This is a genomic window from Paenibacillus sp. FSL R7-269, assembly GCF_000517865.1.
In the GTDB taxonomy this organism is placed as follows: Bacteria; Bacillota; Bacilli; order Paenibacillales; family Paenibacillaceae; genus Paenibacillus_AQ.
Genome location: NZ_ASPS01000030.1, coordinates 52,044 through 75,999, shown reverse-complemented (window position 1 = coordinate 75,999; position 23,956 = coordinate 52,044). Strand labels below are relative to the sequence as shown.

The window sequence follows — 23,956 nt, the reverse complement described above, 5'->3', positions numbered from 1 at the left end:
AAATGTAATCGGAAAACCAACCACAACGTGCATGAGCAGAGATATTCGCCACACTGCTGTCTAACCAGTTCACTTCGTATGAGTAAATATCTCTTGCGAAACTAATCTTATTAGTTTATATTTAAACTAATAAGATTAGTTTTGAGGAGGAAGTTACAATGAGAGTGACAAAAGAAGGCGGTTTGCATCAGCTTACGTGGCTGCCGCGTATTTTTCCAGTGAATTGCTATTTGATTGAAGAAGAACAGGAGCTTACCCTTATAGACGCGGGAATGTCCTACAGTCTGCAAGGCATTCTAAGTCAGGTCGCCAAGCTAGGTAAGCCACTGACCCGCATCATCCTGACTCATGGTCATATGGATCATGTCGGGGCGCTTGATGCCTTGAAGAAGCAGGTGCCGGAGGCTAAACTCTATATTTCGGAGCGGGATGCTGCATTGTTGGCTGGTGACCGCTCGTTAAGAGCAGGTGAGCTACAGACTCCTATTAAGGGCAGTGTACCCGCCAAAATAGTAACCAGGCCCGACATTCTGCTGCATGACGGCGATAGGATCGGTTCGCTGATGGCGTTCAGCACTCCCGGACATACGCCGGGATCGATGTCTTTTCAGGACCGGCGCAGTGGAGCGCTGATCGTTGGTGATGCATACCAGACCTTCCGGGCCACGGCGGTGTCCGGCAAGAAGGTCGCCTGGTTTCCTTTTCCGGCCATGGCGACTTGGAGTCCCGAACAGGCCCTGGTCAGTGCTTACAGGCTGATTGATCTTGCCCCTCCTGTACTGGCGGTAGGACACGGTGACCTGCTTATAGCTCCGGTGGAGGCGATGAAGCGGGCGGCTGCGGAGGCTGAAGGGCAATTCAAGAGAGGAGAGAGGATACATGGCTAGAGCAGGTCTGGACACACACACGCTGGTGCTGGCTGCCGCAGAACTGGCGGATGAATACGGGATCGAAGAAGTGACGCTGGCTGCACTTGCCGCGAAGCTGGGTGTCCGTTCCCCGTCACTCTATAATCACATCAACGGGCTGGCGGGGCTGCGTACACTGATGGCGGTATATGGTCTGGAGCAACTGTATGAGGTCATATCGGAGGCAACGGAGGGGCTTAGCGGAGAAGCTGCGGTACATGCGATGAGTCAGGCCTATATCAGATTCACCAGAGCACACCCGGGGCTGTACCAGACGACGCTCCAAGCACCCGAACAGGGGGATACTGCTCTGGAGGCGGCGAGTGCAAAGATTCTGTCGCTCATCATCCAATTGATATCCGCGTTCGGTTTGGATGAGGAAGGCAATCTGCATGCTGTCCGTGGATTACGGAGTATCCTGCATGGATTGTCTACCCTGGAGCATCAGGGCGGATTTGGAATGCCACTGGACCTGAATGTCACGCTCACCCGGCTGATTAATACCTATATTGCGGGAATCCGGTGTATGGGATCGGACGAAGCAAGCCTGAAATAACAACAAAGAGCAATCTCCGAGTGAGGTTGCTCTTTGTTGTCACGGCTGATTGGGCCTAACGGTGTAAATGCAGTTTCTTCCTCCTTTTAAAATGTACTCCCCCCGTTCAATATGAACGTCCTCGCCTAGAACGGTTTTAAATAAATGCAATTCATTCTTGCATAACCCGGTACACACAGCCGCCGCTTCACAGATCGGGCAATGTTTCTCAATGAATAAGAGACTGCCATCCTCCTGCTCCTTCACCTCGGCCATGTAACCTTCATTCGTTCGAATCTCGGCCAGTTTCTCCAATTTCTCTCTAACATCCGATGCCGCACCAAGATGCTGGAGATATTGTGCCTGCATCTTTTTATTTCGAACATCCAGCAGCTTGTCCAACCCTTCGTTACCGAAAGCTTCTTTCATCGACTGAATGAGACTGATGGATAAATCCGAATATCCGGTTGGAAAAAAACGATTAGCCGCGGGTGTTAATATCCATAGCTTGGTGGGCCGGCCCATGGGACGTGCTTCTTCCACATTCGTAACCAATCCTTCTTCCTTCAGCGCATTCAAATGTTGGCGAATAGCCATTCCAGACAGTGAGAAATGAGAGGAGAGGGTCATAACATCCAAGCCCCCACGCTCTTTTAACAGATTAATGATCGCTCTTCGGGTACTGGTGGAGACATCCTTTTTGATTTGATTCGGGCTCATGGTGCGCCTCCTTTTTGCAGCTATTGAAGCTGCATCACTCCCTACATTTTAAATAAAAATGTTGACAAAGTCAAAGGCGGACTGTAGCGTAGACATTATAAACAAAAATGTTTACTAAGTATCCGGATACGATGTATACATACCAAACTTTCTTGGAGGTCACCATTCATGCCGTCTAATCATCAAAGTATTTTCAGCCCGCGTTACTTTGCACTATCCATAGGAATTATCTTGTCAGTGATGGCCGTGGGATTCGAAGGTCTGTCCGTAACCACCATTGCTCCCTCGATTGCTGGAGACTTGAACGGTCTTAGCCTGTTCGGGTGGATATTCAGTACGTATCTGCTTGCGCAGATTATCGGAACGCTGGTCGTCGGTCGAATCATAGATAAAAGAGGCCCTGCTGCACCATTCACTTATGCACTTCTATTGTTTATCGCAGGACTGGTCGCTGCGGCAACAGCAGGAGATATGTATATCATGATTGGATCACGGGCCCTGCAAGGTTTGGGTGCCGGAGCTATGATGACTTGTGTGTATACGGCTATTTCCTTAAGTTACCCGGATGAATTACGTGCCAAAATACTTGGAGCCTTTGGAACAGCCTATGTTCTTCCGTCTATGCTCGGTCCATACGTAGCAGGTCTTATAGCAGATCAGTGGTCCTGGCGGTTTGTTTTCTGGGGGATTTTACCTGTACTGGTTGTTTCAGCGGTGCTTAGTTTACCGGCTTTCAGGAAATTGAAAGTGCAGCAGTCGGGAGGGGCTAGCGGATCTTCATCTACTTGGATGGCGTTACTCTTAACGATGGGTACTGGCCTTTTCCTGGTTGGTCTAAGTATGCTTCCGGGTATGAAGGGATTTGTCTTCGCCCTGATTGGCCTCGCAGGTATGATAGTACCGCTCCGTCAATTGCTGCCGAAGGGAACACTTACGCTGCGGAGAGGGATGCCGGCGATTCTGGCAACACGCGGATTGTTCTTCGCTGCCTATGCCAGCACACAGAATTTCCTGGTATTGGCCCTCATTGAGGTGAAAGGAATAACCCCTTCTCAGGCGGGTTTAATCGTAGCGAGTGCAGCATTAAGCTGGTGTATCATTTCGTATCTGCAAGGGCGTTGGGATGCGGCAGATCAGGGCCGGGGACGTCATATGAGAATCATTCTGGGGGTATTTCTGCTTGCCGTAGGGATTGCCATCGTTTTTTGGATACCGGTTGTTTCTGTTGCCGTTGCCGTTATGGGTCAGATTATCGCCGGGGTCGGTATTGGATTGGCACATCCGGTTAGCGGTGTTGTAGCCTTTTCCCAAGCCGGGGAAGGCGGTGCGGGCCAAACCTCGGCAAATCTGCAATTTGCGGATTCTTTTACACCCGGTGTAGTGATCGGGATTGGGGGTTCGATCCTTGTCGTATGTCAGGCTGCTGGAATGTCACTGCAATCCGGCTTAATTGTAGCCATGGGCTTCCATCTCTTGTTGATCGTCATAAGTATGATTGCCAGCACCCGGATTTCACCGCAATCCATTAGTAAGACTGAACCTAAGAAAGAGGGTGTAAATATCATTGTCCACTGAGGATACGGAGAAACTTTTTATAGCCTATGACATCATCGGGTCTAAATGGACGATCCATATCTTATTCACTCTTTCTTACGGTCCGAAGAAATTCAGCGAAATGACCCGGAGTATTCCTTCTATTACGCAAAGAATCCTTTCTCAGCGTTTAAAGGAGCTTCAACATCATAATCTGGTCAAGAGAACCAGTCCGCAGCGTCCTACACGAACCATGTATGAACTTACACCAAAAGGAGCGGCTCTCGCGACATTCATACCTTGTCTAATGGACTGGGGTAGCCAAGACTAAATTAAGCTTGTATAGGAGGAATGAAGATGAACATTGAGGTCAGTGAGATCGCAGCAGAGAAAATTGCCGAAATCTTGTTAAATGCTGATACAAGGCACTCTTTTCTTAGAGTAGGCGTTGAAGAAGGGGGATGCAGCGGATTATCTTATACCCTTGTTTTGGATGAGCAGCAAACAGAGGAGGATGTGGTGTTCAATAAAGATAAATTCCGTATATTAGTTCACACGAAGAGTATTCCATATATTAACGGTCTTGAAATTGACTATGAACAAAGCGGAATGATAGGCGGATTCACCATGAATAACCCTAATGCCAAAGCCTCTTGTGGATGCGGTGCCAGTTTTAGAATGGCTAATTATCGGGGGGAAGTTAAAAAATGTGATTAACCTTTCATTTCTTTGTTGAAAAAACAGATGCCTGGATTTTACAGGACCATCATTTCCAGATTGGCTGTGATGAGAATGGTATATTTTTAAAACAAATTACTTTGAAGTGAATTTGCTCGTCTATAGTGATAAGCTTAATTTGGTGTACAAGCCAGATTGATTTAGGAGGCTGAATTACGTGGGCGAAGCAGATAAGCAAGAGAATGTAACCACCTTTGAAGAGATGGCTGAGGTAGTCGCCAGACTGGGGATTGTGCCGCTAGCCCCTCTGATCCCGGGGCATCCGTCCGTGAACGGGCTGACGCTGGCGGAGAATTGGCATACCGATACAGAGCTGGACCCCTGGCGCTGGCGGGTCAGATTTCCCGGAGAAGGCTTAGCCGGCTACGGAAAATTCATCAAGAAAAAAGCCGTGCTCGTATCCCGCGAGTGGCTTCCGGCGTACTTGGCAGCGGCCGGGCCTCAGCAGTCTCTCGAGGAGCGGTATAAGAGCGGCCTGTCCACGAGAGAAGCGCTGACTCTCCTGGAGCTTATCCGGGCGAACGAGGGAATAGAGACACGCCAGTTGCGCTCCATGGCGGATATGAAGGCCAAGGAGAAGAAGACGGCTTTTGACAATGCGGTGACGGAGCTGCAAGGGTCTCTGGATATCGTAATCTCCGGCGTGAAGCAGCGGGTGAATGCGGAAGGAGAGCCGAATGGCTGGAACAGCACCTCTTTTGAAACCTCGGGGCACTGGATGCATGAAGCTGGCATTCCGCCCTTTGAGGGATCGAGAGAAGAGGCGATAGTCTGGCTGCGTTCACGTATGGAAGAGGCATGGGCATTGGAGGCGGTTGCCTGGATCAACAAGGCGCTGGGCTGGAAATAAGTAAAAATGCCTTTGGTATCCATTTAAAGAACGGTAGTCCTCTACGTGAAGAGGGCTGCCGTTTTTGACTTTTTATGATGGTGAACAAATAAAAACGGCTAATCTCATTCCCGCAGGAGCAGACCGGCCGTAAGCGCTTACGAATATATGTTTGTCCTGCATATCTTGTGTATATTGAAGCAGCCTTACAGCATAGGGCCAAGGTAGGCAACCAGGAAGTACAGGAATCCGAACAGCAGCATGATATAGGCGGTGTACTTGATGGCGTCGGAGGCGACGATACTTAAGTCTTTGGGAGTCTGGACTTCCAGACGTTCTGTTTCCGTAGAATCGGTGTTGTCATGATTGAAAGATTCTTTCATCAGAATTCCCTCCTTAGATTTTTCATGGACTACAATCTTTCTCATTTGGCACTGTAAACACTATCTATAATTGTATTGTGACATATTTGTGAACTAATTTCAACAATATTGTGAAAATTCTTTGACAGAATGTTCACATTTGGGCTGTTTGGGTTGCTTTTATCTCAGTTCAACTCAAAGACCCTGCCATTCCTCAAGAGGAAATAGCAGGGTCTCATTCATAGTACAATGATTAAGCTTACGCCCAGTCTCCATTACGGAAGATCGGGCCCTTGGAGCCGTCATCGGCAATTCCGTCGATGTTCATCTCCGGGGAGCCCATCATGAAGTCGACATGGGTGAGGCTTTGGTTCATGCCCTTGTCCACCAGCTGTTCCTTAGTCATGTTAATGCCGTCCTGCAGGGTGAAGGCGTAGGAAGCGCCAAGTGCCAGATGGCAGGAAGCATTCTCGTCATATAGGGTGGTGTAGTAGAGAATACCGCTCTCCGAGATCGGGGAGTGGAAGGGCACGAGAGCCACTTCACCGAAGTAGGCAGCACCTTCATCCATTGCCAGCAGGGAAGCGAGGGCTTCCTGGCCCACTTCAGCAGTAAAGTCTGTAACTTTACCATTCTCAAGAGTCAGGCTGAAGCGGTCGATGATGTTGCCGCCATAGCTAAGCGGCTTCGTGCTGCGGACTGTGCCGTTCGCACCACTCTTCAGCGGAGCGGTGAACACTTCCTCGGTCGGAATGTTCGCCAGGAAGGACATTCCGCGGCTGTTCACCGCACCGGCCTGACACCAGATATGGCCTTCAGGCAATTCGATCGTCAGATCAGTGCCCGGAGCCGTGTAGTGCAGCTTGCGGTATTTCTTGGTGTTCAGCAGCTCACAGCGCTGCTTCAGGCCCGCCAGATGGACACTCCAGGCCTGCACCGGATTCTCCTGGTCTGCGCGCACAGCCTTGAAGATGGCGTCCCAGAGCAATTCGATCTGCTGCTCAGGCGCAGCGTCCGGGAACACCTTTGCGGCCCAAGAGGCGGATGGGAAGGCTAGGCCGGTCCAGCTGACCTGATTAGCCATCAGCATCTCGCGGTAAGGAGCCATAGCTTGACCGGCGGTCTTCTGATGGTTCGCAATACGGCTTGCATCAACACCATTAAGCAAGTCCGGATTCGCGGAGATGATTGTCAGGAACGCCGCGCCGCCCAGTGCCAGATCCTCCAGCTCATCAGCCTGCCACTTCGGCGGCTCAAGGAAACTCTCGGACGGTGCGAGATCATAACGGGTACGGGTGACGAATTCATCGGAATAGTTAACCTTGACGAGCTTCGCACCTGCTTCATAGGCCTGGCGTACAATCAGGCGGACCAACTCAGCCGATACGATATCCGCATTCACGACAAGGGTCTGGCCGGGTTGAATATTAACGCCGATCTTTACAGCGAGCAGTGCATAATTCTCCAGCTTTTGGTTGAAATCCAGCAATAGCTTCAGCTCCATTCGTTATCTAATGAAATGCATTAGTCTATAAGGGGGTTTAAAAGGCCCAGTTGCCCTTCTGGAAGACCGGCTCGCGCGTACCATCAGCGGTAATTCCGTAGATATCCATCTCGGCTGAGCCGATCATGAAGTCAACGTGAGTCACACTGTTGTTGAGGCCGCGGGCGGTCAGTTCATCCTGGTTCATTTCTTTGCCGCCTTCCAGACAGAAGGCATAGGCGGTGCCGATAGCCAGATGGTTGGAGGCATTCTCGTCGAACAAGGTATTGAAGTAGAGAATGCCTGATTCCGAGATCGGCGACTTATGCGGCACCAGTGCGACTTCCCCCAGATATTTGGCACCTTCGTCCAGGCTGATCAGATATTCGAGAGCTTCCTGGCCCTGCTCAGCGCTTACACTGGTAATCCGGCCTTGCTCAAAAGTGATCGAGAAGCCATCAATCACATTCCCGCCGTAGCTAAGCGGCTTCGTACTGCGGACCGTACCATTCACGCCGGTTTTCAGCGGAGCTGTGAACACTTCTTCCGTCGGCATGTTGGCGACAAAAGAATGACCTTTGGCATTGATGCTGTCCCCTTGCGCCCATAAATGGCCTTCAGGCAGTTCAATGCTAAGGTCAGTTCCAGGTGCTATGTAATGCAGGCTGGCGTACTTTTTCGCGTTAAGAACATTTGCCTTCGACTCAAGTGTGTCGAGATGCTCCTGCCAGGCGGCAACAGGGTCCTCACGGTCCAGACGGACAGTATGGAAGATGGCCTCCCACAGCTTGTCTACACGCTGGTCAGCAGGGACTTCAGGGAAGACTTTGTCTGCCCAAGGCTGGGACGGGATCGCTACAATGCTCCAGCTAACCTTGTCGGACATCTGCAATTCACGGTATTTCGTAAGCGCTGCGCCCCGGGTCTTCTGGAAGTTCGCAATCCGCTCAGGATCAATGCCTTTGAGGGCATCCGGGTTCTCGGCAATGACCGACAAGAAGGCGGCTCCGTTCTCGGCAAACTCGGTCATTTCACCGGCAAACCAGGTTGGGGCCTTGGTAAATACTTCGGGTGCGGCATGTTCGAACTGCTGGCGGGTGATGAACTCGTCACTCCAGTTCACCTTAACCTGGCTGGCGCCGATGGCATACGCCTTGGCCGTAATCAGGCGGACGAACTCGGCTGCAGTGATCGGGGCGTTCACGACCAGGATTTGTCCCGGCTGAACATTCACACCGATTTGTACTGCTAAATCAGCGTATTTACTTAGCTTGTCCTGAAGCTCTGTTTCAGTCATTGACATTTCCTCCATTACCATTATTTTTAGCTCTATATAAGCATTGTACTAAATTATTAACCGCCGGATGAAAAAAGTCAATTACAGCGCAAAAGGAAAGAGAATTGCTGACATATCAATGTTATACTGGATATTGTGGGCATGATCAGATGAAAGGAAGGAAAGAGGATGAACCTGGAAATCACCAAAGCAGAAATGAAACGGGTAGAGGATAGAAGTTTTGTGGGGAGAACGGTATTTACATTAGAGAATCACCGTTCCCCTTATGAGATTACTTTCTACAGTTCCCGTGGAACCGAATGGGATTACAGCCTGAGCTTCGCCGGTGAGCCGGGGAGTGAGGAGCAGTTCCTGGAAGTGGATGCGCTGCTGGAGAATGACGATGATCTGTACAATCAGCTGCTGGATGCAGCGCTGGATACCCAGGAGATCCCGGAAGAGGAAGCTTAAGCTTACTTGCGGATATAAAAATGCGACCCCCGTCCCGGCAGATTGCCTTGGACGAGCAGGGTCGCATTTTTTCAATAGTTACCGTCCCTTAGCCGATGGTGATATTGCCTTCGGGGTAACGGTACAGCTCCTTGCTGTTCTTCGGCTTGAGCGCATAGGCCAGGGTAAGCGGCCCGGTCCGGCCCACGAACATAAGAATGATCACCAGCACCTTGCCGATCGTGGTTAGCTCTGTGGTCAGTCCCATGGTGATGCCTGAGGTGCCAAAGGCGGACACTGCCTCGAACAGTACGCTCAGGAAATCTGCGCGCTCTGTTACGGACAGAAGCATCGTGGAGATAACCACCAGCATCAGTGAGAGCAGTGTCATGGTAATGGCTCTGTAGACATTCTCCTTCGAGATCCGGTGGCGGAACATGACGATATCCTCTTTGCCCCGCAGCTTGGCGTAGGCGGTGCTGGCCAGAATGGCAAAGGTGGTAATCTTGATTCCGCCTCCGGTAGAGCCGGGAGCCGCCCCGATGAACATCAGCAGAATCATCAGGAACTGGGTAGACTCCCGCAGCAATGGAATCTCGATGGTGGTCACGCCGCCAGAACGGGGCGTAATAGCCTGCAGGAAGGAGGCCATAATCTTGCCTCCGGCATGCAGCGGCTTCAGTGTAGCGTTCAGCTCCAGCCAGAAGAAGACAATGGCTCCGACCAGAATCAGCACGGCTGAGGTCGCCAGCACGACCTTCGAGTGCAGCATCAGCCGCTTGCGCTTAGGATAATCAATCACATCGGATAAGACGATGAAGCCAATTCCGCCAAGGAAGATCAGCAGCATGGAGGTAATATTCACAACAGGATCTTCTACATAGCGGGTTAAGCCGCTGAACGGCCCGTGAATATCGCCGAACAAATCGAAGCCCGCGTTGTTGAAGATAGAGATACTATGGAAAAGTCCATAATAAGCTGCTTTGCCTATCGGCATATCCACTACAAATCGGGCAGCCAGCAGAATGGCCCCGGTTAATTGAATCACCAGGGAATAGATCAGAACCCGGCGGATCAGCTTGACGATCCCCTGCATGGAGTTCTGGTTCATGGATTCCTGTAGCAAGAGGCGTTCCTTCAATGAAATTCGTTTGTTCAGCACCAGAGTGATCAGCGTCGCCATCGTTACGAAGCCGAGACCGCCGAACTGGAACAGTACGAGAAGCACAATCTGTCCGAAGGTCGAGAGCTGTGTTCCCGTGTCGATAACGGCAAGACCGGTTACGCAGGTCGCCGAGGTTGCCATGAACAGCGCATCAATGAATGAGATTCTTCCGCCGGTGGAAGCAGCGGGCAGCGATAACAGCAGGGTTCCGGCAGCGATTAGGACCACAAAGCCGAGAGATAGTATTTTGGGCGGCGTCAGCTTCAGATGCCCAAAGAAAAGGTTAGCCAAGTTCATTCTCCTGACAATAGGGATAGGATCTGACAAGATTATAGCATAACATCTATTCCCTTCACCAAGCAGGCAGGATATTGACATATTTTATCGAAATCATTATAGGCTATAGGATTCAACAACTTGCACTTATATGAGGAGGCTATACTGCTGTGACAAGTCCGATACGCAATCAGGTTGGCGCTGTCTTCATTCCGGTTAGTGATATCGAAAGGTCCAGAAACTGGTATTGCAGCCTGCTGGGGCTGCCGCTGGACGGCGAGGTATTATTCGGGCATCTGTATGATGTGCCGATGCAGGGACCGGGGATCGTGCTGGACAGCATTATTTTCACAGCCGAGGCCGTACTGAAGGTACCAACCTTCCATCTGCTTACAGAGGACATCGATGCCGCCTATGATTATGTCAAAGCCAGCGGAGCGGAGATCCTTACGGATATTGAGAATGACCATTGGTTTAACTTCAAGGACCCGGACGGAAATGTGCTGATGATCTGCCGCTCCGTCACTTAGTTAATCGGGTTAATTATATTTGTTAATCACGTTAATTATACAAAGATATGATTCGCTCTTTATTGCAGGAGGAAAGGGAATGAACGTAAAACTAAGGGAACTGCTCCCGGGGGATGCAGCGGCGCTGTTGACCCTCCAGCATCGTCTGGACGGGGAAACCTCCTTTATGCTCCTGGCCCCGGGCGAGAGGCAGAGCGCCATTCCCCAGGTGGAAGACATGATTAGAGGCTTACATCAAGCGGAGAACTCGCTTATTCTGGGAGCAGAAGCAGACGGTGAGCTTGCAGGATACCTGTCAGTCGAAGGAGGGAGCTTCAGCCGCAATAGACACAGTGCTTATATTATTACCGGTATCCTGAAGCAGTATCAGGGCAGGGGCATCGGCAGCGCATTGTTCAAAGAAATGGACCAATGGGCCAGGCAGTGCGGCTTGGTGCGTCTGGAGCTTACGGTGATGCAGCATAATGAACAGGCGGTTGCGCTGTATAAGGGGCAGGGCTTTGAAATCGAGGGCTTGAAGCAAAAATCGCTACTGGTAGACGGGCAATGGGTGGATGAATACTATATGGGTAAAGTATATAGTTAATTGCATTAACTATAAGAATGAAGTAAGGCGCTCCCCAGTAACTCAAGGGGAGCGCCTTACTTGTTGCAGCTTATCTGTACGCCTTAATCGTTGTGTACATCCGAATCTTCGGTGACCGGAAGATCGATCAGGATCTCCACCTTGCGGATACGGTGGCGGTTCATCTCACGGACAGTCAGGGTGACATGCTCGTATTGATGGCTTTTGCCGACCACAGGCTCTTCCAGGTGACTGTACAGCCATCCGCCGATTGTGGTGACTTCTTCATCATGGAAATCAAGTCCCGTAAGATCCTTGACCTCCAGCAGAGAGACATTGCCGTCGAACAGATAATGAGTGTCGCTCAGCTTCTCTACATTTCTGCGTTCATCCTCGTCGAACTCATCGCGGATCTCACCGACGATCTCTTCCAGAATGTCCTCAATCGTAATCAGGCCGGAGGTGCCGCCGTATTCATCCAGCAGCAGGGCGATATGCACGCGCTCCTTCTGCATACGGGTCAGCAGGGTCTTCACTGGCGTAACTTCCGATACGGTCACTAGAGGCAGGATCAGGCTTTTGAAATCGAAATCAGGATTGTTATCGTATTGCAGGTAGAGCTGCTTGGTATTGATCATACCAATGATATTGTCTTTGCTGCCGTCAGCTACAGGGAAGCGGGTATACTGCTCCTTGCGGATAATATCGAAATTCTCCTGCAGCGAATGATCGGTGAACAGGCATACCATATCTGTCCGGGGAACCATAATTTCTTTGGCGAGCATCTCATCAAAGGTGAAAATCCGGTTAACATAACCGTATTCCGCTTTGTTGATTTTGCCGCTCTCATAGCTCTCGGACAGGATCAGGCGGATCTCGTCTTCGCTGTGCGCGTCGCCGTGTTCACTGGCAGGCTTCATGCCGAACATACGGACGAGCAGGTTGGCGGAACCGTTCATAATCCAAATCAAAGGGTACAATATTCTGTAGAACCAAATAATCAGCGGTGCGGTAATCTGACCAATTTTCTCCGGAATATTAATAGCGGCGGTCTTCGGTGCAAGCTCTCCGACCACGACGTGGAGGAAGGTGGCGATAATGAAGGCCAATGCAAAAGCAATGGGCTTACTAACGTTATGGCTCACACCAGCCAGATCAAACAATGGAATGAGCAGCTGCTCAAAAGCAGGCTCTGCCAATGCCCCGATCCCGAGTGCAGTAATCGTGATACCGAGCTGGCAGGCGGACAAATATCCATCCAGGTTAGCGGCTACCCGCTGTACTGCCAGTGCGTTCTTCTTGCCGTCCAGCACCATTTGGCTGACCTGGCTTCCCCGTAATCTCACTACTGCAAACTCCGTCGCTACAAAAAATGCGGTTAAAATAATCAAAATTGCCACGAGCGTCAAACTAAGTCCTATACCCATATAATCTTTACCATCCCTTTCGTCCCTAAAATAGGTTATACTCATATTATGAGTTCATATGAACCTATTGTACGAACTTTTCAGTGAAATATCAAATGGTGGAGGGTTGCCAGCTATGGAAGCTTTTACACTTAGCCGGATAGAGATGTCCGGACTATTACTGTCTCTAGGGCCAAACTCGGAGCGGAAGCCGCTCCATATTCTGCAGGAAGCCTGGACGAAGTTCCACCGTGACGAGGTGCGGGAGGGGACAAGTCTGCCCGCTTTTCTGTCTACGGATATCCCCCCGATTCTGCAAAAGCTGATCAAAGGCAGCGGTGTCAAAGGGCTGTCCCTGGGTGAAATTGCTTCGCTTGGCGGACTGATTGAGTATTCCACGTTATCCGTCTCTGCTATGCAGAATTGGGTGAAGCGGGATTTCAAGGAATATCTCGGGTCCCCGCGTGAAGGGAAGAAGTACTCCATTAATCAGGCGGCCATTCTATTTATAATAGATGATCTGAAGGCTGCGCTTGATTTCGAGAGCATCAGGCAGCTCTTCCGTATGCTGTTCCTGGCGCCTGAACGTGATGACGACGATCTGGTGGAGCCAGCCCAGCTGTATCACGGGTATGCCGAGCTGTTCGAGGAGATTAAGAGCCGTTCCCCGATGCCGGCTGAGGGACAGGCTTTGACCGGGAATCCCAAGGAATATCAGTGGAGATCGGACAGCGGAATCAAGTCGGCCATGGACGGAATGATGAAGCGGCTCAGCCACCTGAGCAGAGGGCAGCGGGATGCAGTGCAGAATATGCTGCTGATCGCTGCGATCTCGGTGCAGACCTGTTATTTTCAGGCGATGGCCCGGCAATATTTCAATGCGGTGTTATTCCTTGATTTTTGAACCATCCGCTTCTAGAATGTGTAAGTGATACTATTCAGGAATTATTGGATTAGCGGGAATCAGGGGAGAGGGGCCTTAAGTCATGTGGAATCAAATGTCGCTGCTGCAGAATCCGAAGCAGCGGAAGCTGCTCTTCAGTGCAGGTCTAAGCTGGATGTTCGACGCGATGGATGTAGGGATGATCTCGTTCGTCGTGGCTGCACTGGCCAAGGAATGGTCGCTGGGACCGGAAAAGATCGGCTATTTAACCAGCATTAACTCAGTGGGGATGGCCGTCGGTGCAGCTGCAGCCGGGATTATGGCGGACCGCTTCGGCCGCAAATCAGTGCTGCTCTGGACGCTGCTGATCTTCTCGATTGCAAGCGGACTGTCGGCCTTCGCCGCAGGCTATGCAGTACTGTGCGTGCTGCGCTTCATTGCCGGCTTCGGGCTGGGCGGAGAGCTGCCGGTGGCTTCGACACTGGTATCCGAGAGCATGCCGGTTAAGGAAAGAGGCAGGGCTGTTGTGCTGCTCGAGAGTTTCTGGGCGCTCGGCTGGATTCTGTCGGCGCTGATTGCGTACTTCGTCATTCCGGATTACGGCTGGCGGGTCGCCTTCGCCATTGGGGCGGTACCGGCGCTATATGCGCTCTATCTGCGCAGGGCAATCGATGACTCACCGAAGTTCGCGGAGATCAAGAAAGCTCCTCCAGTGCCGTTGAAGAAGCGTATAGCGGCAGTCTGGTCGGCAGAGCACCGCCGCTCGACCATCATGCTGTGGATTCTGTGGTTCACCGTGGTCTTCTCTTATTATGGAATGTTCCTGTGGCTGCCGACGGTGATGGTGCTGAAGGGCTTTAGTCTGGTCAAAAGCTTCGAGTATGTGCTGATCATGACACTCGCCCAATTACCGGGTTACTTCACCGCCGCCTATTTCATCGAGAAATACGGCCGCAAATTCGTACTGGTCATCTACCTGCTGCTGACAGCCGTCAGCGCGGCTTGGTTCGGGAATTCAACGACCGAGGGCATGCTGATGGCTGCCGGGATCTGCCTGTCGTTCTTCAATCTGGGAGCCTGGGGCGGGATGTACGCGTATACGCCTGAGCTGTATCCGACTAAGATCCGTTCCACAGGTGTGGGACTCGCCACCTCCTTTGGACGTATTGGCGGTATTATTGCTCCTACGCTGGTCGGCCTGATGGTCGGCAAGGCAGTCGGGATCGGCTCCATCTTCATGATTTTCTTCGTTACCATTGTAATCGGCGCCCTGGCGGTACTGTTCCTGGGGAAAGAAACGAAGGGACTGGAGCTAGAGTAGACTGCTACGGAATAGATGCATACTTAACAGAGCTAACCAGGACTAACAGGCCAGCCGGAATCTTCCGGCTGGCTTTTGTCTTACTTATTTGATATAACCCCTTACTTTTCTGGATTTACCCTATGCAGGACGTTCCGTATAATCATTTATGTAACCGCTTACTTCACAAATTTGAGGAGGCAACAGATGACAATCAAGGGGACAAAAGGACTTGTACTGCTTCTAAGCTCAATATTGCTGATGACTACGGCTGCATGCTCATCCGGCGGTGCGAATGCACCGGACGGAGCCAAGGCTTCTTCCAAATCAGAGGGTTCGGCACCTGCAATTGAGCTGCGCATGACCTGGTGGGGCTCACAGACACGCCACGATCTGACCACCAAGATGATCAAGCGCTTCGAGGAGAAGAATCCGGGCATCACGATTAAGCCGGAATATTCCGGCTGGGACGGTTATTTCGATAAGCTGTCTACTCAGGTAGCAGGCTCGAATGCTCCGGATATCATTCAGATGGACTATGCGTTCCTGTCCGATTACGCCAAGCGCGGCACCTTGCTTGACCTGACGCCTTACACCCAGGATGGAACACTGCGGACCGGGGACCATGACAGCAGCATGCTCTCGGCAGGAAGCATTGACAACAAATTGTATGCCGTTACCCTTGGAGTGAACGCTCCCGGCGTCATCTATAATGCTTCTGTGCTTCAGGAGCTGGGAATTGCGGAGCCGCAGGAGTCATGGACGTGGAAGGATTTTGCGGAGATGTCAAATGCGATTGCTAAGAAGAAGGGCGACGGCTACTATGGGACGCCGGATATTTCAGGCACCACGAACATCTTCGAGGTATTCGTCCGCCAGAACGGGAGCGGCCTGTTCGCCGGGAACAAACTTGGTGTCTCACAGGAGGTCATCGATGAATGGTTCAATTACTGGCAGGGGCTGCGGGACAGCGGCGGTGCTACAACGGCAGAGGTGACTGCCGCGATGACGAATGCGCTGGAGACCCGGCCGCTGTCCGTTGGCCAGTCCGCCCTTGATTTCGCCTGGTCCAACCAGCTGATTACCTATCAGAATGTGCTGAAGGACCAGAGCCAGAAGCTGAAGATGCAGGTGATTCCCCATATGGAAGGCGAGCAGAAGATCGGCGAATATCTGAAGCCCGGCCAGTTCATCTCCGGGAATGCCAAGACCAAGTATCCCAAGGAGGTAGCGAAGCTCATCGACTTCATGGTCAATGACCCGGAAGGCACTGCTATTCTGGGGGCTGAACGGGGAGTGCCGGTCAATTCCGCAGTCCGGGAGCAGCTGAAGCCGTCGCTTACAGCAGAAGAGCAGTTAATCTTTGATTTTATCGATGTGGTCTCCAAGCATTCCAGTGATATTGACCCGCCGTACCCGCAGGGCTTCTCGGAGATTGATAAGAACTTCAAGAGTGCCAGCGAGCAGATCTCCTTCGGTCAGGCCGGCATTCCGCAGGTAAGCGAACAGTTCATCTCCGGTGCTAACGCCATACTGGACAAGGCCAAATAAATATAGAGGAGCGAGAGAGCCATTGAGTGCAGATCTGATGACAGTAGATAGACCAGCAGGCATGAATCGGCGTAAAACAAAGCTGCGCTATAACCAGAACGGGGTTGCCCTCCTGTTCCTGTCGCCCTGGCTGCTGGGGCTAGTGTGCCTGACACTGGGGCCGATGGCGGCCTCACTCTATTTTTCTTTTACAGATTACAGTATTCTGGAGAGCTCCAGATGGATCGGTCTGGACAACTTCAGGACGATGCTCACCGCAGATCCGTTATTTATCCAATCGCTGAAAGTCACCTTCATCTTCGTATTCGTGTCTGTGCCGCTGAAGCTGATGTTCGCCCTGGCCGTGGCCCTGCTCCTCAACAAAGGAATACGGGGCCTCGGCATCTACCGGACGGTCTATTACATCCCTACGCTGCTCGGAGGTAGTGTCGCTATTGCCATGCTGTGGCGCAAGATGCTCGGCGGCGGCGGGCTGCTGAATCAGCTATTGGCCATGGTGGGGATACAGGCGCCTGACTGGGTATCGAATCCCAAATACTCGCTGTATTCGCTAATCCTGCTGTCGGTATGGCAATTCGGCTCGTCGATGATCATTTTCCTGTCAGGACTGAAACAGGTGCCGCCGGAATATTATGACGCTTCTTCGGTGGACGGTGCAGGCAAGGTAGGGCAATTCCTGCATATTACGCTGCCGGTGCTGTCTCCGGTAATCTTTTTCAATGTCATCATGCAGACGATCACCGCCTTCCAGTCGTTCACCCAAGCCTTCATTATCAGTAACGGCAGCGGGGGACCGGTGAATTCCACCTTGATGTATTCCCTGTACCTGTACAAGAAGGGCTTCTCGTTCTTCCAGATGGGCTATGCTTCGGCGATGGCCTGGGCACTGGTGCTGCTGATCGGGATATTCACACTCCTGCTATTCGGCAGCAGCAAGCTGTGGGTGCATTATGAAGATGGGGGGAAATAAGTTATGGATACAGGCAGCACATCGAAAAGTGCCGTTTGGCTCAAGCACTTCATCATCTGTCTGATCGCCTTTGTTATGCTGTACCCGGTGCTGTGGCTGGTGGGCAGCTCGTTCAAGCCGGCGAATATGATTTTCTCGGAAATCTGGTTCTGGCCCCGGCAATGGAATTTCCATAATTATGTCAGCGGCTGGTTCGGCTTTCAGGGCAGCTCCTTCGCCAAATTCCTGCAGAATTCGGCTCTGGTCTCTCTGGGGGCAGTGCTCGGCAATGTGATCACCTGCTCCATGGCGGCTTATGCGTTCGCGCGGCTGAATTTCCGGTTCAAGGCAGTGGGCTTCGCATTGATGCTGATGACGATTATGCTGCCGCTGCATGTGACCCTTATCCCGCGCTACATCCTGTTTAACAGCCTGGGCTGGGTGAACACCTTCGCGCCGCTGATTCTGCCCAAGTGGATGGCGACGGATGGCTTCTTTATCTTCCTGACGGTACAATTCATTCGCGGCTTACCGAAGGAGCTGGACGAAGCGGCAACGATTGACGGCTGCGGGCCTGTTCAAATCTTCAGCCGGATTATTATTCCGCTGGCGTTGCCTGCGCTGATTACTACGATGATTTTCACCTTTATGTGGACCTGGGATGATTTCTTCAGCCAGCTCATCTTCCTTAGCGATATCGGGAAATACACAGTGCCGCTCGGGCTGCGCCTGTTCCTGGACTCCAGCTCGCAGTCGGATTGGGGTCCGATGTTCGCCATGTCGGTATTGTCGCTGGTGCCGTGCTTCATTCTCTTCATCACACTGCAAAAGTATTTCGTGGAAGGAATTGCGACATCCGGCCTGAAAGGATAGAATCGTGGGAAAAGCATAGGGATGGGGCAGATGCAAAAAAGAATGCTCGGCACCTGGCTGCTGCGGATCAGGCGGAGCAAGCTCTCCACGCTGATGGCGGCCAGTATTATTACGTTCAATCTGATTTTTCTCGGATTCATAGTCCTGCTAGCGTACCGGACCTTCTCGGACGTAACCTTCAGCGAGATCAGCACGACCAGGCTTGCCCTGCTGAATGAGAGCACGAAGCGCGGCTTCGACTTCATGACCAATGTGTCGGGCACCGCCTACTCCATTGCAGCGAACAAGAGCGTGATTGAGGGGCTGGAGAACACGCCTGCCTCCAAGTATCAGATGATCTCCAGAAGGCGTGAGATTACGGAGATTCTCCAGCATTCGCTGGTGCTGAACGAAGGGGTAAGCTCGATTGAGATTTACAGTGATTTGTTCAACGGGGTGCCGCAAAGCTCGACGGATCTTGTCTTTCCGGTCTCTTCGATTAGGAACGAGAGCTGGTATCCCCAGCTGAAGCAGGCGGATTCGCTGTGGGTTCCCCTGGAGGGCAGCGGCGGTGATGATGAGCCTTATCTAATCGGCCATATCCAGCATCTGTTCGGAAATGAAGGCAAAACGATCGGCTACCTCTATATCCGGCTGTCCGCAGACGATATCCTGAAGCAGTTCAAGGACATTCCTGCTGTGCTGGACGGCCAGATCCATCTGGTGGATACAAGCGGCAATCTCCTGCTGCTGGTGAACAAGGAGAATGGCTCTGCCGGTAAGGCTGTACTGGAGGCAGACTGGCTCTACCGGCATACGTATGAGGGCAATGAAGGCTATGAGCTGCTGAAAAAGGACGGGCAGTCCTATCTCGTCCTGTTCTCCAGACCGAGCACGATCTCCTGGCGGCTGGTCCAGGTCATCCCGACGCGTGAGCTGCTGCAGGAGGTTCGGAAGGCGGACAGGCAGGTAATCGGGATCGGCCTGCTCTGTCTGCTTCTGTCGGCGCTGCTGGCGTATTTCTTCATCCGCAATATGATCCGTCCGGTGCGCAGGCTGATTCAGGAGATGCGGAAGCTGGAGCGCGGAGATTTCCGGGCCAGTATGAGTGAGTCGCTGACGGAGGAATACACGCAGATGTCTTACGGCTTCAACCACATGGTGAACCGGCTGCAGGAGCTGGTGCAGAGTGAGCGGGAAGCGAGCGCCGCGAAGCGGGAGGCTCAGGCCGGACTGCTGGAGGCCCAGATCAAGCCGCATTTCCTGTACAACACACTGGATATGATTCACTGGAAGGCGATGGATTACGACGCCCAGGATATCAGCTACATGATCACCCAGCTGGGCAAAATGCTGCGTATCGGCCTGAGCGGCGGCAGAATGCTCATCCGTCTGCGTGACGAGCTGGAGCATGCGCGGTGTTATGTGAGCATCCAGCAGGAACGGCTGCCGATTGCCATCGAGTATACGGAGTCGATTGCGGACCCGGCGGTACGGAGTTATTTCATTCCGAAGGTTATTCTCCAGCCGCTGATTGAGAATTCTATTATTCATGGCAGCCGGGAGCCTGGCTCCGGCCCTTTGCAGATTCACTTGGAGGTGCGGGAGATCAAGACGCCGGGAAGCCAGCCTTACTTGCAAATCACACTGCTGGATAACGGCAGGGGCTTAGAGGAAGGCTGGTCGATGGAGCAGGTGAGCGGCATCGGCACCCGCAATGTGATGAGCCGGATTCAGCTGTATTGCGGGGAACCGTACGGACTATACTTGGCCAACCGGCCGGAGAGAGGGGTTGCGGCTATGATTACGCTGCCAGTCATTGAGACAGAGGAGCAGCTGGAGCGGCTGCTGCGCGATCAGCTATGAGCCGCTCTATCCTGCTGGTGGATGACGACCCGCATATTCTGAAAGCCCTTACGAGACATGTGGGCTGGGAGAAGCTGGGCCTTACCCTGGCTGGAACAGCGGTCAACGGCCATGAAGCGCTGGAGCTGTTCCGCAGGCTCTCCCCCGATCTGGTGATGACCGATGTCTATATGCCGGGCATGGGCGGGCTGGAGCTTACAGAGGCGCTGAGGGAGCTGGCACCGGAGCTGCCGGTTATTATACTGAGCGGCTACGAGGAATTCGAGAATGCCCGGCAGGCGATGCGCTGGGGCGTCAGCCATTTCCTGCTGAAGCCGGCCCGGGTAGACGAGATCGAAGCTGTGCTCCGCGCTGTGCTGCTGGATCTGGATGCCGGCGAGCAGAAGAAGCGGCTGGAGGAGCGTTATCAGCAGGAAATCGGCCGCACGCTTCCTTTTCTGCGGGAACGCCTGCTTATGGAGCTGCTGACCACCCGCTACAGTGCGGAGGAATGCTCCGAGGAACGGCTCGGATATCTGCAGATTACCCGTCCGCAGCGGCTGGCGGCGGCCAGCATCCAGCTTAACCGGCCTTCGCCGCTGCATAAGCTGAAGGAGCGCGAATGGCAGCTGCTGCGCTTCGGAGCCGGTAATATCTGCCGGGAGACGCTGCAGCACAAGCTTGCAGGTCATCTCTCTGTGCAGGGGCATGTGCTGGACTACTCCGACGATCTGCTGGTGGTACTGGTGCTGGACCGTGAGGCTGGAGAGCCGATCCCCGTTCTGAAGGAAGTGGTTCAGGAGACGATGGATAAGATCCGGAATTACATTCAGCTTCAGGCCTATGCCGGCATTGGTTCGGTCAAGTCTGCCATCCATGAACTGATCGATTCGTATCTGGAGAGCAGAGAGGCGCTTGCTTCCGCAGAGTTTCAGGAGACCAGTCCCATCTACGCCTATGAGCCGTGTGCAAGCAGCAACCCGTGGACGCTGGAGGACTATTCCCGGCTGCTCCAAGAGTGGAATGAAGTGCTGCTGTGCCGGGATTCCTCAAAAATATGGGAGACCTGGGAGATCATCTTCGGCAGACTCCGGCAGGATGACCAGAATAACATTCAGGATATACAGACGGTGTGTGTCGGTCTGTTCACTACGCTGATGTATTACTGGAATGCCTGCTGCCCAGGCCGCACTCCCCCTATGAGCATGTCCGAATTCCTGCAGGCGGTGACGGGCTACTATACCTGGAGAAGCTTGACGGAGTGGATGGGCCAGATGATCCCGGCTTTCCTGACCGCAGCTTTTACCGAGATGAACGTCAAGAAGAACCGGCTGGTAGAGAGCGTCAAAAGCTATGTGGAAGCCCACTATACCCAGGAGATCAGCTTCATGGGCCTCGCGCAGGAGCTGCATGTGCATCCGAAATATCTAAGCCAGCTGTTCAAACGGATCAGCGGTGAGAATTTCGTCAGCTACCTGAACCAGTACCGGGTGGACCGGGCCATTGAATTCCTGCAATCCGGCCAGCATATGGTGTATGAGATCAGTGAGATGGTCGGCTTCAACAACCCTGCCTATTTCAGCCAGGTGTTTAAGATGATTACCGGGCGCAGCCCGAGTGATTATTTGAAGGGGTGAGGGTGGGGCGAAGGAACAGGTGTGAGTACAAGTACAAGTTAACCCCCAGCAGCCTTGCTCCGCTATTGCAGCCCGCAGGGTGAGTATAGTATATTCTTATGGAGACACAAACGAACGTTCTCATTGCCCGGCAGGCAACATTAAGCTGCGGTGCGGTGACAGGCGCTCTCATCCAAGATCTTGAGGAGTTAGTCTCTCAAGGTCTTTTTATTGATTTATGGCAGGACGCTGGAGGGTGGACGTATTCCTGCACATGACTGGAACGCCTGCATCCGCTGCATAGGGTATATGATATAATGTGAGAATTACGAAGACATACGGGTGGGGCGATGAAGCATGGCTAAAGACAGGCAGGGCCTGCATTTCTCGGAGCTGGTCTGGGAGAGTACGGAGCAGAATGTGGCGATTCCGCCGCGCGGTACTGTAGATGAAGGCAGCCGGAAGCCTAAGTCAGAGCCGGTTAAGAAGAAGACGTCCGGTTCCGGTTACGATACAGTCCAGCTCCAGCTCTGGGATATGGAAGAGAGTGTGGAGCCGGTAACCACTACAGAGAGTGAGTTCGTCCAGCGTGCACGTGAGCTTGTAGAGCATAAGGAGCCTGCGGCGCTGTTCGTCCCGTTCAAAAGCTATTGGCCCACCTACGGGCATATGACCGGCGCGCAGAGCAGATGGTATTTTTTCTGGCGGGATGAAGTCCGGCAGGGGAGATACCCGAAGACCGATCTCTCTTATATCTTCCTGCATATCTATGAGCTGATTAACGGCGTGGGCTGGGATGAGCCTCAGGAAGGCTACCGTCAGCTCAATCTGTTGTGGGAGGCCTACCGCGATAGTTACAAACGTCTGGATCAGTACCTTGGCGGGTGGATTGCGGATTTCTCTTTTGTCCATAAGCTGGATATTCCGCTCTCGGAGATCGTGGCCCGTTCGCGCGGGCTGGCCGGGGATCTGGCGGAGCTTGAGCTGGTCCGTTGCCTGTCTACTGCCCCGGAGCAGCTTAGCATCGAGGTCCTGAGTGTGATGTCGGACTATGATATCAGCAAGTCGAAATTCTACACCGGCGAGGGTAAAATCGCTGCGGATCGTTACATTCCCCAGGTTGTAGCCTTAATCGATGCCTATGTCGCGCGGAAGCACGACTCTAATCTGATCACGATGTTCCCGCCCGCCCCGCCTGTTGTCCGTGAACGTTATTTGTTCCGCAGTGCGGTATACGATATCTCCCTGTATGGCTATTCTGTTCTTGTGCCTGTCATCCGGGTGAGCAAGTCCCCGCCGCTGCGCAGCCTGATTACCCGACTGTTCCGGCTGACCGAGAATAAGCTGCGGGCGCTGATGGGCTACCGGGGAAGACTGAAGGATATACGGGTCGATGCCGATATGGATGATCTCGTCACCCGGTTCCTGGAGCGTGAATTCCGCAAGGCGGAGCAGGAAGAGAAGGGACCGGCGGTGGTTATTGACCAGCAGAAGCTGGAGCAGCTGGCAAGCGACTCCGAGGTGGTGCGTTCCTTGCTTACGGTGGAAGACACCGGGGAACGGGGGCAGGAAGATGACGCAGAATGGATAATTGAGTCTGAAGGAGCACTTGGAGGAGCCGGATTGGCCGGTGCCGGAAGTGATGCGGATGTACATGAAAGCACCGGATCAGCAGATGTAACAAGTGATGCGGAAGTACTGGGAAGAGCTGAATCAGCGGGCGAGAAAAGTGTTGCGAACACGGATGCAAGAGTTGCACCAGCTGTATCAGCAAATGCGGAAAGTATTTCCGATAGCTCTGCAAGAGCTGAAGAGCAGGTGGTCGCGATGATTGGTGGTGAGCGAATAGAGCGGGGTCATGAAGAGCTTCCAGGTACCCACTTGTCAGCTGGTCAGAAGCTTACCGCTTCCCCACCGCCTTACTCTGATAGCGAAGCAGACCGCTGGATACTGTTCGCTTCAGAGCTGACTCCGCTGCAACGGCAGGCCGTGCTGGCTCTGGCAGAGGAGGACGGTTCTGTGAAGGTGCAGCGGCTGGCTGCGGGAGCAGGGACGATGGCAGAACTGCTCTACGATGAGATTAATGAGCTGGCAATGGACAGTCTGGGAGACCTCATCATTGACGGGGAAGAGCTGACCGAAGAATGTCTATCCATGCTGGACTATATAAAGAGGTGAAATTCG

At 52.7% G+C, this 23,956-nt stretch carries 23 protein-coding genes; 17 read left to right on the top strand and 6 right to left on the bottom strand.

Going from position 1 to position 23,956, the window contains the following annotated elements; genetic code table 11:
• Nucleotides 1–158: 158 nt before the first annotated feature.
• Together C162_RS15300 and C162_RS15295 are read left to right on the top strand one after the other, a co-directional pair.
• Nucleotides 159–887 (top strand): MBL fold metallo-hydrolase, encoded by a 729-nt coding sequence (locus C162_RS15300; protein WP_036695364.1) that lies wholly within the window; start codon nt 159–161, stop codon nt 885–887.
• Nucleotides 880–1,464, top strand: a complete 585-nt coding sequence (locus tag C162_RS15295; RefSeq protein WP_036695363.1) for a TetR/AcrR family transcriptional regulator — start codon at nt 880–882, stop codon at nt 1,462–1,464. The genes C162_RS15300 and C162_RS15295 overlap by 8 nt, the downstream gene beginning before the upstream one ends.
• Before the next feature lie 39 nt (nt 1,465–1,503).
• Here the strand turns inward: C162_RS15295 and C162_RS15290 are convergent, their stop codons facing one another.
• Nucleotides 1,504–2,163, bottom strand: a complete 660-nt coding sequence (locus C162_RS15290) for a helix-turn-helix transcriptional regulator (RefSeq protein ID WP_036695361.1) — start codon at nt 2,161–2,163, stop codon at nt 1,504–1,506.
• A 168-nt stretch (nt 2,164–2,331) separates the two neighbouring features.
• On the opposite strand from C162_RS15290, the gene C162_RS15285 reads away from it, so the two are divergent.
• The 4 genes from C162_RS15285 (at nt 2,332) to C162_RS15270 (ending at nt 5,284) form a co-directional block, all read left to right on the top strand.
• Nucleotides 2,332–3,738, top strand: coding sequence for an MFS transporter (locus tag C162_RS15285; RefSeq protein ID WP_036695360.1), 1,407 nt, complete (start codon nt 2,332–2,334; stop codon nt 3,736–3,738).
• On the top strand, nt 3,728–4,027 hold the full coding sequence (locus tag C162_RS37615) for a winged helix-turn-helix transcriptional regulator (RefSeq protein ID WP_036695359.1): 300 nt from the start codon (nt 3,728–3,730) through the stop codon (nt 4,025–4,027). The genes C162_RS15285 and C162_RS37615 overlap by 11 nt, the downstream gene beginning before the upstream one ends.
• A 26-nt stretch (nt 4,028–4,053) precedes the next feature.
• Nucleotides 4,054–4,413, top strand: a complete 360-nt coding sequence (locus C162_RS15275) for a HesB/IscA family protein (RefSeq protein ID WP_179090456.1) — start codon at nt 4,054–4,056, stop codon at nt 4,411–4,413.
• Between the two features lie 178 nt (nt 4,414–4,591).
• A complete protein-coding gene (locus C162_RS15270; RefSeq protein ID WP_156949636.1) occupies nt 4,592–5,284 on the top strand; it encodes an AlkZ-related protein in 693 nt (230 codons plus the stop codon).
• 185 nt (nt 5,285–5,469) lie between these two features.
• Here C162_RS15270 and C162_RS35980 read toward each other — a convergent pair whose 3' ends face one another.
• From C162_RS35980 to C162_RS15260, 3 genes are all read right to left on the bottom strand, one after another.
• Complete coding sequence (locus C162_RS35980) at nt 5,470–5,646, bottom strand: hypothetical protein (RefSeq protein WP_156949635.1); 177 nt, start codon at nt 5,644–5,646, stop codon at nt 5,470–5,472.
• Nucleotides 5,647–5,884: 238 nt separating this feature from the next.
• On the bottom strand, nt 5,885–7,114 hold the full coding sequence (locus C162_RS15265; RefSeq protein WP_036695357.1) for an aminopeptidase: 1,230 nt from the start codon (nt 7,112–7,114) through the stop codon (nt 5,885–5,887).
• Between the two features lie 52 nt (nt 7,115–7,166).
• On the bottom strand, nt 7,167–8,411 hold the full coding sequence (locus C162_RS15260; RefSeq protein ID WP_179090455.1) for an aminopeptidase: 1,245 nt from the start codon (nt 8,409–8,411) through the stop codon (nt 7,167–7,169).
• A gap of 162 nt (nt 8,412–8,573) precedes the next feature.
• On the opposite strand from C162_RS15260, the gene C162_RS15255 reads away from it, so the two are divergent.
• A complete protein-coding gene (locus C162_RS15255) occupies nt 8,574–8,855 on the top strand; it encodes a hypothetical protein (protein ID WP_036695355.1) in 282 nt (93 codons plus the stop codon).
• Nucleotides 8,856–8,943: 88 nt separating this feature from the next.
• On the opposite strand, the gene C162_RS15250 is transcribed toward C162_RS15255, so the two are convergent.
• Entirely contained in the window at nt 8,944–10,296 is a 1,353-nt protein-coding gene (locus C162_RS15250; protein ID WP_036695354.1) for a TrkH family potassium uptake protein, read from the bottom strand.
• Nucleotides 10,297–10,445: 149 nt separating this feature from the next.
• Here C162_RS15250 and C162_RS15245 point away from each other — a divergent pair, with 149 nt between their 5' ends.
• Nucleotides 10,446–10,805 (top strand): VOC family protein, encoded by a 360-nt coding sequence (locus tag C162_RS15245; RefSeq protein ID WP_036695353.1) that lies wholly within the window; start codon nt 10,446–10,448, stop codon nt 10,803–10,805.
• 79 nt (nt 10,806–10,884) lie between these two features.
• The gene (locus C162_RS15240; RefSeq protein WP_036695352.1) at nt 10,885–11,391 is read left to right on the top strand and encodes a GNAT family N-acetyltransferase; all 507 of its coding nucleotides are present in this window, start codon (nt 10,885–10,887) and stop codon (nt 11,389–11,391) included.
• Nucleotides 11,392–11,474: 83 nt separating this feature from the next.
• On the opposite strand, the gene C162_RS15235 is transcribed toward C162_RS15240, so the two are convergent.
• On the bottom strand, nt 11,475–12,797 hold the full coding sequence (locus C162_RS15235; RefSeq protein WP_036695351.1) for a hemolysin family protein: 1,323 nt from the start codon (nt 12,795–12,797) through the stop codon (nt 11,475–11,477).
• A 115-nt stretch (nt 12,798–12,912) separates the two neighbouring features.
• On the opposite strand from C162_RS15235, the gene C162_RS15230 reads away from it, so the two are divergent.
• The 8 genes from C162_RS15230 (at nt 12,913) to C162_RS15195 (ending at nt 23,950) form a co-directional block, all read left to right on the top strand.
• A complete protein-coding gene (locus C162_RS15230; protein WP_036695350.1) occupies nt 12,913–13,680 on the top strand; it encodes a DUF1836 domain-containing protein in 768 nt (255 codons plus the stop codon).
• A gap of 82 nt (nt 13,681–13,762) precedes the next feature.
• The gene (locus C162_RS15225) at nt 13,763–14,980 is read left to right on the top strand and encodes an MFS transporter (RefSeq protein ID WP_036695349.1); all 1,218 of its coding nucleotides are present in this window, start codon (nt 13,763–13,765) and stop codon (nt 14,978–14,980) included.
• Nucleotides 14,981–15,166: 186 nt separating this feature from the next.
• Nucleotides 15,167–16,510: an ABC transporter substrate-binding protein gene (locus tag C162_RS15220; protein WP_036695348.1), complete on the top strand. Its 1,344-nt coding sequence runs from the start codon at nt 15,167–15,169 to the stop codon at nt 16,508–16,510.
• A 61-nt stretch (nt 16,511–16,571) separates the two neighbouring features.
• A complete protein-coding gene (locus C162_RS15215) occupies nt 16,572–17,480 on the top strand; it encodes a carbohydrate ABC transporter permease (RefSeq protein ID WP_036695491.1) in 909 nt (302 codons plus the stop codon).
• Between the two features lie 3 nt (nt 17,481–17,483).
• A complete protein-coding gene (locus tag C162_RS15210; RefSeq protein ID WP_036695346.1) occupies nt 17,484–18,332 on the top strand; it encodes a carbohydrate ABC transporter permease in 849 nt (282 codons plus the stop codon).
• Nucleotides 18,333–18,362: 30 nt separating this feature from the next.
• Entirely contained in the window at nt 18,363–20,177 is a 1,815-nt protein-coding gene (locus C162_RS15205; RefSeq protein ID WP_162174464.1) for a sensor histidine kinase, read from the top strand.
• Nucleotides 20,174–21,793, top strand: a complete 1,620-nt coding sequence (locus tag C162_RS15200; protein WP_036695344.1) for a response regulator — start codon at nt 20,174–20,176, stop codon at nt 21,791–21,793. The genes C162_RS15205 and C162_RS15200 overlap by 4 nt, the downstream gene beginning before the upstream one ends.
• A 336-nt stretch (nt 21,794–22,129) precedes the next feature.
• Nucleotides 22,130–23,950, top strand: a complete 1,821-nt coding sequence (locus C162_RS15195; protein WP_051493524.1) for a TerB N-terminal domain-containing protein — start codon at nt 22,130–22,132, stop codon at nt 23,948–23,950.
• Nucleotides 23,951–23,956 lie beyond the last annotated feature (6 nt).

Bases quoted from the DNA above. Each gene is read 5' to 3' on its own strand.
- C162_RS15300 (WP_036695364.1), top strand. From the start codon at position 159: ATGAGAGTGACAAAAGAAGGCGGTTTGCATCAGCTTACGTGGCTGCCG.
- C162_RS15215 (WP_036695491.1), top strand. From the start codon at position 16,572: ATGAATCGGCGTAAAACAAAGCTGCGCTATAACCAGAACGGGGTTGCC.
- C162_RS15285 (WP_036695360.1), top strand. From the start codon at position 2,332: ATGCCGTCTAATCATCAAAGTATTTTCAGCCCGCGTTACTTTGCACTA.
- C162_RS15210 (WP_036695346.1), top strand. From the start codon at position 17,484: ATGGATACAGGCAGCACATCGAAAAGTGCCGTTTGGCTCAAGCACTTC.
- C162_RS15235 (WP_036695351.1), bottom strand. From the start codon at position 12,797: ATGGGTATAGGACTTAGTTTGACGCTCGTGGCAATTTTGATTATTTTA.
- C162_RS15240 (WP_036695352.1), top strand. From the start codon at position 10,885: ATGAACGTAAAACTAAGGGAACTGCTCCCGGGGGATGCAGCGGCGCTG.
- C162_RS15200 (WP_036695344.1), top strand. From the start codon at position 20,174: ATGAGCCGCTCTATCCTGCTGGTGGATGACGACCCGCATATTCTGAAA.
- C162_RS15195 (WP_051493524.1), top strand. From the start codon at position 22,130: ATGGCTAAAGACAGGCAGGGCCTGCATTTCTCGGAGCTGGTCTGGGAG.
- C162_RS15290 (WP_036695361.1), bottom strand. From the start codon at position 2,163: ATGAGCCCGAATCAAATCAAAAAGGATGTCTCCACCAGTACCCGAAGA.
- C162_RS15225 (WP_036695349.1), top strand. From the start codon at position 13,763: ATGTGGAATCAAATGTCGCTGCTGCAGAATCCGAAGCAGCGGAAGCTG.
- C162_RS15295 (WP_036695363.1), top strand. From the start codon at position 880: ATGGCTAGAGCAGGTCTGGACACACACACGCTGGTGCTGGCTGCCGCA.
- C162_RS15220 (WP_036695348.1), top strand. From the start codon at position 15,167: ATGACAATCAAGGGGACAAAAGGACTTGTACTGCTTCTAAGCTCAATA.
- C162_RS15275 (WP_179090456.1), top strand. From the start codon at position 4,054: ATGAACATTGAGGTCAGTGAGATCGCAGCAGAGAAAATTGCCGAAATC.
- C162_RS15260 (WP_179090455.1), bottom strand. From the start codon at position 8,411: ATGTCAATGACTGAAACAGAGCTTCAGGACAAGCTAAGTAAATACGCT.
- C162_RS35980 (WP_156949635.1), bottom strand. From the start codon at position 5,646: ATGAAAGAATCTTTCAATCATGACAACACCGATTCTACGGAAACAGAA.
- C162_RS15255 (WP_036695355.1), top strand. From the start codon at position 8,574: ATGAACCTGGAAATCACCAAAGCAGAAATGAAACGGGTAGAGGATAGA.
- C162_RS15250 (WP_036695354.1), bottom strand. From the start codon at position 10,296: ATGAACTTGGCTAACCTTTTCTTTGGGCATCTGAAGCTGACGCCGCCC.
- C162_RS15230 (WP_036695350.1), top strand. From the start codon at position 12,913: ATGGAAGCTTTTACACTTAGCCGGATAGAGATGTCCGGACTATTACTG.
- C162_RS15205 (WP_162174464.1), top strand. From the start codon at position 18,363: ATGCAAAAAAGAATGCTCGGCACCTGGCTGCTGCGGATCAGGCGGAGC.